Annotated in this window: 7 protein-coding genes; all 7 read right to left on the reverse strand. The window is 39.9% G+C overall.

Annotated elements, in window-relative coordinates:
* Positions 1-34 precede the first annotated feature (34 nt).
* Positions 35-3,286 (reverse strand): TonB-dependent receptor, encoded by a 3,252-nt coding sequence (locus tag HS960_RS15120; protein ID WP_182329898.1) that lies wholly within the window; start codon positions 3,284-3,286, stop codon positions 35-37.
* Between the two features lie 100 nt (positions 3,287-3,386).
* Positions 3,387-4,385, reverse strand: coding sequence for a fasciclin domain-containing protein (locus HS960_RS15125; protein ID WP_159729782.1), 999 nt, complete (start codon positions 4,383-4,385; stop codon positions 3,387-3,389).
* Between the two features lie 3 nt (positions 4,386-4,388).
* Positions 4,389-5,732 (reverse strand): fasciclin domain-containing protein, encoded by a 1,344-nt coding sequence (locus HS960_RS15130; RefSeq protein ID WP_182329901.1) that lies wholly within the window; start codon positions 5,730-5,732, stop codon positions 4,389-4,391.
* Positions 5,722-6,843, reverse strand: a complete 1,122-nt coding sequence (locus tag HS960_RS26915; protein WP_182329903.1) for a fasciclin domain-containing protein — start codon at positions 6,841-6,843, stop codon at positions 5,722-5,724. Before HS960_RS26915 ends, HS960_RS15130 begins: the two co-directional genes overlap by 11 nt.
* Before the next feature lie 11 nt (positions 6,844-6,854).
* Positions 6,855-8,060 carry a hypothetical protein gene (locus HS960_RS15140; RefSeq protein WP_159729788.1) on the reverse strand — a complete coding sequence of 402 codons (1,206 nt, stop codon included), beginning with the start codon at positions 8,058-8,060 and terminating at the stop codon, positions 6,855-6,857.
* Complete coding sequence (locus HS960_RS15145; protein WP_159729790.1) at positions 8,060-9,793, reverse strand: DUF4397 domain-containing protein; 1,734 nt, start codon at positions 9,791-9,793, stop codon at positions 8,060-8,062. Before HS960_RS15145 ends, HS960_RS15140 begins: the two co-directional genes overlap by 1 nt.
* A gap of 4 nt (positions 9,794-9,797) precedes the next feature.
* Positions 9,798-13,262, reverse strand: coding sequence for a TonB-dependent receptor (locus tag HS960_RS15150; RefSeq protein WP_228280033.1), 3,465 nt, complete (start codon positions 13,260-13,262; stop codon positions 9,798-9,800).
* Positions 13,263-13,370 lie beyond the last annotated feature (108 nt).

Below are 13,370 nucleotides of genomic sequence, written 5' to 3' on the forward strand. Positions count from 1 at the left end.
CGCTATCCTTTTAGGTTTTTCCCAAATGACCAAACTAGAATGTATATCGAACCCCACATTGTATTTGTGCTCTTGAGTTAAAATAATCGATGCTATAAGGCTGCCCAGGATCACTAAAGGTAAATACGGGCCAGCTATCAGCATTTTGCCTCGGCGGAAATAATGATGGGGTAAGGCCCACACTACTCGTCGAATTAAATGTATTGGGTGAAAAATATTGAATACCCCATTTCTTGGAGATTAGATTAGTCAAGTTCATAACATCCACCGAAAATGTTATAAATTGTTTCTTTGACTTCTGAAGAAAGAGATCATGTGCAATTCGAAGATCTGCCTGTACATTCCATGGTGTACGTCCCATATTACGCTCTGTAAAATCACCCCTACGAGAGCTCAGATAATCATTACCATCAATGAACCGATTAAAAGCATCTGCTTGCTGCTGAGCAGAAAGACCATTTGCAAGATCTTTAAAGTAATGAATTGCTTCCGTCGGTCTTGGAATATAAACCAAACTTACTTGCTGTGGCAAGCCTTGTATGCTGTTATTGACGATACCATAGGTAAATGGACTTCCAGATTGCGCACTGACATACAAGGTAAAATTCGTACGTCCTGCATTACGCCAAGTTTGTTCGTAATTTATACTCGAAACGATACGGTGACGGATATCGAAATTGCTGTAAGCTAACTTTGGATTATTAGGGACAAGTGACTGATTCAGTTGCCAGTTACTTTCCATAGAATTACGTACGCCATTACTTAAATCCTTTGATTCTCCATAGGTGTAGCTCAGTGTAGCATTCAATTTTTCTTTGATCGTTTTCCCAATGGTCCCTGTTATACTATAGCGGTACCCCTGATTGGTATTACTCAGAAGATATACATTCGAGAAACGATTATCCACAGTACCGCTATAAACAGGTTGTTGTTTATTGACGTCATACCCATACCATAATGGGTTATCCTTGTTGTTCAGCTGCTGAAATAGAACATCTTTAATATTCTTTGTATAAATGCCTTCAATCGTAAATTTCCAGCTTTCAACTTTGTAATCTATACCCAAGCTGGACCGCAGCACCTGCGGCAGCACAAAATTGTTATCGACCAGATCAACCTGTGTTTTTCCGGTGCTTGGATCATTAATGACAGCGCCATTCTGCGCTATAAACTCACCTATTCCATTCGGACTTGGCTTTATAGGGTCAGACCCAGGTGCAAATGGTTTCTGATCTGCTTTTTGATCGAAAGCACCGTAACTGTTACCCGTATTATAGTATGCATAAGCCAACCAAGCAAACGGTATACGCCCTGTAAACAAACCGGCGCCCCCCCGGACAGTCAGTTGTTTATTGTCCATTGCCTCCCATCGAAAGCCAATTCTCGGAGACAACTGTATCCTATTTAGAAACTCATTTCTTAACCGATTCGGTGGTGTATAAGTGTAGGTTGTACCAAAAGTAGGGTCAGACCACATGTCATTGACTTTATCACTTCGTGTCGGCATTGTTGGCAAAGCTGCCAAATCCGCACGGAGCCCAGGTATGATTTGGAAACGATCATTTATACGGATTTCATCCTGAATGTAGAGACTATACATATCAACAGAGAAGTTAGCCGCGGGATGATCCAAAATGTAAGAACGGGAATTATCCTTATAGTTGTAACTTCCTCTTACACGATACGGAACATTCGCGACGAAATCTGCAATACTATTGTAATCAACCCGACCATTCCAACTATTAACAAACCCATACCGAATGCGATAAAGCTCATTATGTGTTCCAAATAACAATTTATGCCTACCTTTTGTCCAATTTAGATTGGCCGTAATCTCCCAGGTACCTTGTCGCATGTTAAATATACTAGCTTCACGATCAGTTCCAAGATAAATTGTTGTGCCCGGTGTACGTCCTTGTATCTGTACCTGAGGTAAGGAAGGATCACTTAAGGGGTCACGTCGATCATTTACCTGTGTATATCCCAACACAATATTGGAAGAAAGATTATTACTAAATCTACTTTTCAATTCTGCAACGGTACTTGTTTGGTTGTTCTCTTGTTCAAAGGCCATACTACTGAACCGAAAATCCTGTTGATCCCGATCCATGTGAGTTGCCTTACTAAAGATTGTATTGTTACGGATTGCCAACTGATGTTTGGCATTTATATTCCAGTCTAAACGATTGAAAAACTTGGTTGACCGGGACCAATTTGTATAATTACCTGCGGTTCCAATATTAAAAATATCACCATAACGAGAACGAGCAGCTTCGGCTATTGCTTCTACATCACGCTGCTCTAGGATATGAGCTGTTTCGATAGTTCCAACACGCAACTGCGTAGGATCTTGACGCCTGGTAAACTCTTCATTACTGAAAAAGAATAATTTATCTTTTATTAAAGGAAATCCTATTCGGAAACCTGTTTGATAATCATAAAAATCTTTATTCATTTTCCCCAAAGTTCCCACACGGTCCTTACCCGTTAATGCGGCATTCCGTCCATAGGCGTAAACCGAACCTTCAACTTGGTTTGTACCACTTCGAGTGACAGCATTGACCGAACCACCTGTAAAATTTCCAATCTTGACATCGTAGGGAGCCAAATATACTTGCATATCCTGGATGGCATCTATTGATATGGGGTTTGTTCTTGTACTGCTCCCCGCCATTCCTGAGGTCCCCGTTTGTCCGCCAAGAGAGGGGCTAAAACCTATTGCATCATTATTGATGGCACCGTCTATCGTGACATTATTATACCTAAAGTTTGTACCACCGAAACTATTATCGCGACTTCCTTGAGGGGTAAGCCGAGTTACATCCGTAATCGAACGGTTGACTGTAGGCATATTCCTGACTTGCTCGCCACTGAAATGATTTCCGGTCCCTACTGTCCCTGCCCTTGTATCAGCTTTCCGGCCAGTCACAACTACCTCACTAAGTGTTTCATTACGCTGTTGCATAATAAAATCAGCTTGCAAGGATTCTCCCAAACGCACAAATATATTTTCTTTACGCTCTGTTTGTAATCCAATGCTGCTTACATCAACTGTATATGGACCTCCAATACGAATATTATTTAAAGTAAAACGTCCATCTTTATCGGTCGATTGCACATAACGGGTCCCCGTTGGTGTGTGTATCACAGTAACGGTCGCCTTCTCCACAAGAGTTCCACTGCTACTTTGCACCTTTCCGTTAATTGTACCCGAAGTTTCCTGCGCAAAAGAATTGAGCGCTTGCAAAAGAAACAAAAAGAGTAAAATTAGCTTTAGTATTGACATTATAGGATAGAAAGTCATGGTTGATCTTCCTATGCATATACTGTCATATTGATATCTATTCATTGCTATGTTTCATTAATTCGTTAGATAAATCTTCTTATTACTGTGTTAGCCGTAGACCCTGATCAACAATATGTAGTACCCCATCTCCGGTAAGGATATCCTGTTTCTGTAATAAGACATCATTTGTATTTCCCAAACCCCGAAGTGTTATACCGCTAAAAGAGCCCGGAGAGCTGGTATTTGGAACCAACTTAATGTCTACACTGTTACCATCTAGCATGGTTTGCTTAGACATATTTGTATTACCCGTACTCAAGATATAGTCGTACACAAAACGACGGTCATGGAGAATATGATAGCGGACTAATTTTTTCAGATCGTCTAAATTGGCCAGCTCCACATCCTGCACGGATTGAAATCCCAGCAGAGTCATTGCAGCATTATTTGGTGCAAAAACTGTATAGGCTCCCTGATTTGTTTTTTCGGATAAAATGCCGGTCCTTTTTATCGCACGAGCAAATATGCTGATACTCGCATCTGCGTTGATAGCATCCACAATCTTGTCATGTACATAAGGAGTCATAACGCGGTCGAGCACTTGAATTAGTCCATTAGATGCAGGCAAGTTTTGTGTCAATACACGTGCTCCATTCAGTGTCAGTACTGTATCAGCTCCTTTTACCCAATGTGTGGCATAGACCTTACCTCGACGTGTTTTCAATTCTTGATTGAACAGAAAAGGAAGCTTATTGAGCTCATATTTTCCATCCAGTATGTGATAATTAGCGATATTAGAAACTATCGCTGCGCGTTCAGACAACATGCTCACGACAGTTGGATAACCCGCCTTTCCAAAGGCATTGTCGGATGGAGCCAGCAAAGTATAGGGACCTTCGCCCTTTTGCAACTCCTTATCCATATTACTGACACGCAATGCAGCATTAAATACCGATAAATTAAAATTATCAGCAACAACTAAATTGACCTTATTATTATCAAAACTCGTCGCGTTTTCTTCCTTTTTACAAGCAAATAATAGATTAATCGCCAGCAAAAATAGGCTACACTTACTATAACTAAAATTATGTCGTCTCATCTTTTATTTAAGTTTAAATCCTTTTGGAAGCAGTAGGTTATCAACAACATGGATAGGTCCATTGACCGTATTGATATCTGTATCAATAATATTGATCGGCGCTTGCTCGGCTTCTTTGACCTTCATTTGGATCTGATTCGCATTTTTGGAAAAGGAAAGCGGCATTTTATAGGCATATTGAACTTGTCCTGGCCCTCCCACATTCACATAGTAATCATTTAACAATACAGGATCCAGGTCATTACTGTAAAAGACGGTATTATTAGATAGCGCAATGCCATATGCAGGGTCTTTAGTTGCAAACACTCTGCCCCAATTGCGATGAAAACTGAATAAAGTATCTGTCGGATATGCTCCACGTGGTTCAAAATAAATGTCGTCGTATCTTACATCTCCTCGTTTAGCATTAAAAGCTAAAATATCTGCCACGCTATTAAACCCTGCTTTTCGAAAGGCATCATCTGTTGGTGCAAAGGTGGCTGTCAGGGTAAGATTAGGTGCCTCATTGTAAGATGGCCCACTATCTACATCCCAGCCTCGTTGATAGGGAGCTCTGGCCTCTGGATAATAGCTCAAAAACTCCTCTTTACTCATACGATATCCCCATAGAGGTTCAATATCATCCAACATTTTTTTATAAAACATTTCCTCGGACAAACGTTGGGATTCCACAAAAAAAGTAAATCTTCCGTCGGCTATTAGCGCCTCCAATATGGTCATAGTCGGTTTTTCGATCACTTTTTCCAACATATAAACACCGCCATTTGTCGCAGGCTCATAGGCTAATTTTCCTTTAGACTTACCATTGACTAGCAAATCGCCATCTTTCACAGCGAGATAATGACGATAAGCATAGATATCGTAACGTCTTCCTACAGGCTCGGTATTATCATAAAAAGGTACTCGGTAATTTTTATTTTTTAACATCGAGCGAACCATGAGACTATATTTACCAAGTTTAATTTGATTAAGATCTCCTAAAAAACTGTAAAATTGAATGAAATCGGCAGCTTCCTCAGTAGTCATTTTTTGAATAGTCTCTAATGTTATTCCTACTTGCTTCAACGCATTATCGGTTGGGACCAATATGGTCACTTTTGTATTGACTCCAGCAGCCTTGATCAGTGCTACAATGTTACTTTTCTGCCAAGCCGCTAAAAAAACTTTTGCTTCACTATGCTTTGTCAATAGTTGCGTAACATCTTGTGAAGCTTCATTTTTATAAGGGACTTCCTCACCCACAAGCTCCGGCATGAACTCAGTTTTTTGGCAAGATAGCAGTACAAACACAGCAGTAGTACATAACAACAGTATATGCCAAACGGCATTTATTGATTTATTTTTCATCTTTTCCTTTTTTTATCGCTTGATCTGGGCTTACTAATCCTTGATCTAAATCATGAACCAAACCATTACTACACAAATAGTCCATTTTAGCGCCGACAGCATACGTTACATCAGCGAGTATAATCGAATAGAAAGTATCGTTGTCCCTGAGCCTCATATTATAACTTAGTTTCCAGGTCGGATAGGCTTCATTGGCAAAATATTCCATATAATGTATTTTGTCTTTCAAGTGGTATTTGTAATTACCATTCGAATTAATGACATTAAAAACTTGCGAATCCGATATAAAAAAATGTTTATCGTACATGATGTAAGCACCAAATAATACCTCAGCGATATAATTTTGAGGAACGGCACTATTCAAAAATTCCATCGTAATCCCTCTCTTTTCTAGGGCCTCATTTGTTGGTGCAAATACCGTAAAAGGTCCTTTTTCAGCTAACTGATCCCATAGCCCAAATTTCTTCAGTCCAGCTACAAAAACAGTATAGTCTTTCTTGTCACTGAGCCAATCCTGAATATTTTTCTCAAATTGTGGTTTCATTACCTTATCCAGCACATGCAACACCCCGTTGGATAAAACCACGTCTTTGCGGACCGCTTTCGCTCCGCTAAAAAACAGCATATTTGTTGGAGTAATAGCCCCAGGTGAGATAGAACCGATTGAGGCGTACAATTCGGAACCTTCCAGTGTTGCATACCTAAAATCCACCGAATTGCTCGGAATATCGCTCACATAAAGACGCCTTGTGAGAATATGATAAGAAATCAGTCGCCGCAAGCTATCCTTATTCATTCGATCAAGGTCAGCTGGACGAAACACACCGATCTCATTAAAGGCGAGATCGTTTGGCACAAGAACTGTAAATGGCCCATTACCATTTAGTTCGACATTCAGACCTGTTTTCTCCAGCGCCGCATCAAAGAGGCGCATTTCGTAATTGTTGTGAATAAAGTCGGCGGCCGGTCGTATATTTTCATTAGGTTGGGGCACCGTGAGATTATCATGTTTGCAGCCTTGTAGCAACAAAATAAATAAGCACGCAGAAAACCAGCCCATAGCATGAAGCAGTGAAACCTTCTGTTCTATTTTGCTATTATATTGAATCATTTCTGCTAATTTTAGTAAATAGGTGGAGCATATTTTCGTTGTATGGTAGTTAGGTAGACGCGACCATTGACAATTTCGATCGTATTGACCGTTGCGAAAGTGCGTGGATTATCCTTTCCCGAATGTACATTGACCAACAAATTTGGAAGCAGTGTTCCGTTTTCATTACTGGTCAATCCTACTTTTCCGTTCAGGAGACAATTAAGTACAGCCCAGTTGCTACCTGTATTTGTATCACTATCATAAAATGGATTCGTGACGGGATCCATTCCAAGTGTAAAAAAGTCAAATCGTTGCCAAATAGCTGTGCGGATACCGTTGGATTTACTACTCGCCCATAACGGAAAACTTGCATATGCATTCACTTCATTTGAACTTGTATTACGTTTAACGGTTGTCAAAAAACGCCCTTGGTAACCATTTACTTTCGCAGCATAATGGCTGAGCTCTTCCTGACTTTCATAAAGTGACAAAAACACATTCATTTCATCTTTGACGCCATTTTTGAAGCTTTTCAACCTATAATCATCATCTTTTAAGCTTGCATCAGCTTCCCAGAACCCTTTTGCACTCATATTGTAAAAGTTTACGTACACCAATGAATCTGATAAAGGGAGTTTATAGAAATTTTCATGTCTCAATAAGATTCCATGATCCTTCTTGATAAAATCCGTTTGCAAAAGATGGAGTGTATAAACTTCTTTGCTTTGAAGATTGATAACCGTGTCAATCAGAATGTCATTTTTCAAACGATCTTCCAATTCAAAGAAGGGTACCGTATTTTTTGGACGATACGCAAATACGACTCTTACCTCGCCTGAGGGTACCTGAGCCCAGCTACTTAAGTCAAATCCGTTTAAAATAGGGCCGACTAGGACATTTTCCTTTCCTGGATATTCGGGATTGCTTGGGTCTGTACTATTCCCGATGTGAGAAGGATATGGGGGAGCATAAGGATCTCTTTTATCCAAGAAATCACCTATAATTTCCGCTCCTGTAAATTTTCCATCAGATCCTATTTTCGGATTGATAAGCATGCAGAAATAGGGTACTTTATCATCCTTGCTACCCATAGTCTGTACGTAATTGACATTATTAAAAACACGTAGGTAAGCCGGCTCTGCGATCTGTGTATATTCAATCTTCGTACAGGATGCAAACAATAATATAAAAATGGCCAATAGCCAAATACGATTTGATATGTTTTGCTTTTTCATTATTTATTATGTTTGATAATGATCATTCGCGCTTTCTCTTTATCGGACAGCCCCGTTCCACTTTTTCCAATCAACGCCACAGTATAAATTCCTGGCTCAAATGCTGGTAGAGACCTTCCAATGTTTGTGTATAGTGATTTATTTGCTATAAACTCCGTCGATTTCAATACGTCAATATCATCAGCCCAGATACCTGGTATTACATCTGGTTTAGAACGATAAGCCATTATAGCGTAGGGATCCGTCATAACATTTACATTGGTATAAGGCATATTAATCGAAGGAATCCCAGGTTGCAGATTTACATTGCCATTGTTCCCGAAAGGCTGTCCGTTGGGCAGTGTAAAGGTGATATAAGGATTGCTTGCTGATAGATTTAAAAAGCGATTAAAGAAGAAGAATTTAAAAGCTAGTCGGCTGTATGTTCCATCGTCTTCAGCTGGTAAAGGGAGCGTACCACTCAGATCATTGGAAATGAGAAGCAACTGAGCTTTTCCATTTAGATCAGGATAGAGCCATAACGTATAATTTTGATTGCTACGCAATTCCTGCTTTATTGTAGCGAGTACGTTTCCAGTTGCATCTATAGCCTCTATATCATATTGCTTTTGGGTAAACACACTATAATCGCTTCCTTTTCCAAATCCGATACCGCTGGCAATAACCTTTCCATCGACCCGAAATCCTATCGATTGATCCTTATATGCATTTACACCTTGTATCCTCAAATAACTTTGATTAACCTGTCCTGAAATATCTGTGATAATCTGAAACGAATTTTGATAGGCCTCAGCTGTTTCGTTCATCTCATTTGAGAAATAACTAAATCGCTGCGGGGTGACTACGATCGTATAAACACCACCAGGTTGGAAATCCTGAATCGGAGCATAAGCAAAATTAGTGGACTTCGCATAATCTTTTGGAATGGTGGAAGTCGGTAGATCAATAAGCCCATACTCAAACCGCCCCGAGCCCAAAGAAGGAAGGGGTCTGCCATCTGCTAGCAATATTTTAAACTGATAGGTCCCATAGGGCAGTTCAATATAGTCTGAATTGCGACGTGCGACAGAAATATCATTCGTTTTTTGATCAACCAAAGTACCATCGGCATAAGCTAACGATATTGCACCAACGAGATTCTCCTGTGCACCGCCCATCCCATTGGAAGGGTTTTTGATCGCTCCAGCTAGGTTAACAATCCGAATCTTAAAATGGTCTGGCTTACTGGGACTGGTAATAGTCCGCGTTAATGCAACAACTTCAGGTTGACCATTCATAATTAAGGAAGGAAGCAAAAAATAATCCTTGGGTTGCTCATAACTATTGTCAACCTTGACTTTAAAATCATGGTTCAAACCAAAACCCTGATAAAAGCGAGCTGCAAACGTAAGATCTGTCTCTTCTTTCTGATCAAAAAGATCTTGTGGAACTGTCCATGTCTTTCCCAAACGTCCGTCTGTTGGGAAATATGACGTTCCAGGATATTTATGATTCCCCGGATTTAACGGATGCAACACAACAAAACTTGTCAAGCTGTCGCCATTAGCAATAACCTGATTAAAGTCAGATAGATTAACAATTCTGGTATTCGAATTTGGTCGGTTTTCAGTTACAGGACGATTGTCATTAATCACATCCAGCTTTTCTTTTTTACAAGAAACAAAGGATAAAAAACATAAAGCTGCAACACCAAAAAACCGACAACTCACACGCTTAAACATACTGATTTTCATTAGATTAAAATAAGTTATAGGTAAAACCGATCATAATTTCCGCACCGCGCTTATAACTTCTGTTGATATACTCATTTCCATACCACTTTCCTCCGGTTTGCGGATTTGCATAAACAGTTTTAATAGCAGGATTCATTATATTTTTGGCATACCCTTTAAACAAGATCCGTTTATTGAGCTTTTGGGAAAAAACAAAATCAAGGTAAGGTACTGGCTGTGTATACAGATCCGGTTCCCCTGTCAGATTAATTTGCACTAAGCGTTCCCCAACCATATTAAAGGTCACTGTGAGGTCGGTCCCTGATTTGTCGTTATCATAGTTTAACCAAGCATTAATCGAATAAGGAGCCTGCTCGAATAAAGGACTATTTTTGGGGGTATATCTATCCAGTGAACGATTTGCTTCATAACGCTCCTCAGATTTTTTAATTTCACTTTGTGCCAATAAAAGATTGGTACCCAAAAACAAGTTTTTTAAAGGATCATATAAGGTTCCTAAGTTCTTAACAACCTCAAATTCCAATCCCCATACCCTACCAGTATTACCGTCATTCTGAAATTGGATGGTTGGAAATTCCGGATAAGTAGCAGCTAACCCTTGGGTTTTTAGATTAAATACCTTAACCAATTGATTTTCTATACGCTTTCCAAAAGCCGACACGGCAATAACCTCTCCTTTAGCAGGAAACCATTCCCAACGAAAATCCGCATTTTGGGTATATTGATTTTTCAAATTGGGATTACCAACAACTAAGCCCATTTGAAAGGCATCAAATTCAAATACATTGGTAATCTCACGCAATTCAGGTCTTGCCAGGGTCGTGTTGAAGGCCCCACGAAAATTCATATTGTCATTCAGCGTGTAGGTTGCATTGACAGAATAGAATGGTTTATACTTCGTTTTATAGACAGAATTGGGATTAATCGGGTCTAGTGGAATACGTGTACCATCTGGAGATGTTGCGGTCAGTGCAGGGTCTAAAAATACATTAGCAGTATCCACTGCCGAACCAATATTTGTCATCTCAAACCGAACTCCTCCAGCCATGCGGAATCGTTCAGCAATCTTGAGATCCAACATACCATATAGTGCATTGGTTTCAAAATAACCTTTGTAGTTATTTGGCGATTTTTGGCTATTGTATAGAAATCCACCTACTGGCATCATACCTTCACCCTGCCCCGCTTTTGGTAATACAACACCTACAATTTCATTGCTTACCAAACGGTCTAAATTGCCTTGGACGTCATATAAAGGAATGGCCTTATTACCCGTAAAATTTGAACCTGGCAGAAACAGCTGGTTTTCTGTAAATTTACGATCCCTAAATAAATAATTGAACCCCGTTTTAAACAGCTGCTTTTCACCCAATAGCCTGAAAGGAAAACTCAGATCAGCTTTTGCATTAAAATTATCTTCGTTCAAATTTCTCCATCTCCGACCATTAGGTTCAGCTTGAATAATGCCATAATTTCCAAATCCGTTTACATAGCCCGATGTAAGTGCATAGAGATGTTCAGAATATACATAGTCATCAAAATGAGCCTGCTCACCTATAATGGGACGTCGATACCATCCCCCACCCCGAGGTTTGTAGTCTACAAGACTTGCAAATCTAAAATCCGGATCATTCTGTGTGGACTTTGACGTTGCAACATTATAACTCAAACGAGGCGACAACTCATTTTTCAAAAACTTATGTTCGCCCTGCAGGTTAAAGGTATTCAGATTACGGAAAGTCTGCTTAAGCGAGTGTATAGTACTTCTGACTTCGCCAGGCAAGCCCGAATACTCATAGCGCCCGTTTAAATTTGTTGCGATAGATTCTCCTCCCCAGCTTCCCAAATATTGCATACTGATCTCATGCTGCGGATTAAATCGGTAGGTGACCCCTACAAGTGTACCATAGTTTAGTGTTTCGGTTCCTGTATTTTCACTATAAGTTTGATACTTCCCCATAAAAAGACTATTCGGTGTAATATAATTAGGGATATTCCTAAAACTAAAAATATCAGGGTTACCGGTTACTACCCCTTGATAGATGCTATACTGGGTCAGTTCGCCCTGATAAATATCAGCGGTTCTTCTATAATAATTCCCTCCGACAACAAGTCCCAATTTATGCTTTCCAAAAACATCATAACTATTACCGAATGTTGCCGAGTAAAGTTGATTCATCGGCGCACGGCGGTATCGAGTTGTCATAACGGGATCAAACCCTTTCATAATCGTATTAACCCGATTTACCTCCTGGTATCCTGATGGGCTATAGTTGCTATTGGCAATCATATCTTGGATGGAACTTAATCCATTGGGATATTGCGTTGCAAGATTTAGAAAATCCGAGGAAAGGTCTTTTTTATTGATTCGTGTTCCCAATAATCCCATCTCACTGTTCCAAAAGCTGTTGTAATTTCCTCCCAAACCAATGTTCGAATTGAGCCCGGTTTGAGCGATAAGCTCAAATGTCATTTTCTCAGGTACAGATTTCGTTTTGAGCTCAACGATACCCGAAGCAGCATCGGCAGGTTTATCTGGTGTTACTGTTTTATAAACGGTAATATTATCCAATAAGGAAGCCGGAACAAGATCCAATGGGATGGCGCTACGGTCAGGATCAGAAGAAGCCAATCTTACGCCGTTCAACTGACCGATCACAGATCGATCACCTAGCCCTCTTATCGCAACATATTTATCATCAGTCACCGTAACACCAGTAACACGCTGTAATGCTTGTGTAGTCGTGATACTGGCCGTACGCTCAATCAATTCAGCCGAAATAGCATCCTGTACAATAGAAGCGCGTTTACGTTCTTCCAGCACGGCCGTTTCAGTGTTCATTTTACGCCTTGCCTGGACGGTGACCTCTTCCAATGCTGTAGCAAGAGGGCTCAACCCAATGACAAGGTTTTCCTTCACATCATTAATTTCAATTTCCTTGGTCTGATAGCCTAGATAGGAAAGAACGAGAACAGTAGGGATTTTAGAAATCGATAACGAAAAATTTCCATTTGCATCAGAATTCGTTCCTCCAGATGTTCCTTTAACACGGATTGAAACACTAGCCAATGTCCTTTTTGTCTGTTGATCAATGACTCGACCAGCCAAGCGCTGCTGCAATACATCAGCGGGCTTTTCCAGCGCAGTCCGAAGCGCCGTAACAACAACCAGTTTATTTTTCACAACATAACCGAACGGTTGTCCTGCAAAACATATATTCAATGCTTCTTCAACAGTTGCATTGTTTAGATTGACATTAACGGGTTTTGCTCGATTAAAGAGCCCATTATCGTAAAAAAAGTCATAACCGCTCTGCTGCCTTATTTCTTTTAATATAGCTGGGATATGACTATTTTGTTTGTTAAGTGTAATACGTTGACCGTAAGTAAACGCACTGACTTTCATCAACAAACAAGTTAAAAATACCATGGTGATTTTCATAACACGCATGCATTGATAAAAACTCATATATTTGTTGTTGTTAATATTATTTGATGATCATTGAATCGCAACATGATCGATAAGCTTAACACATTGACCAAAGGTGTTACCAGCACCTTTGGTTGTTTTTATCCG

Origin of the sequence: Sphingobacterium paramultivorum (assembly GCF_014109745.1) — a bacterium.
GTDB classification, from domain to species: Bacteria; Bacteroidota; Bacteroidia; order Sphingobacteriales; family Sphingobacteriaceae; genus Sphingobacterium; species Sphingobacterium paramultivorum.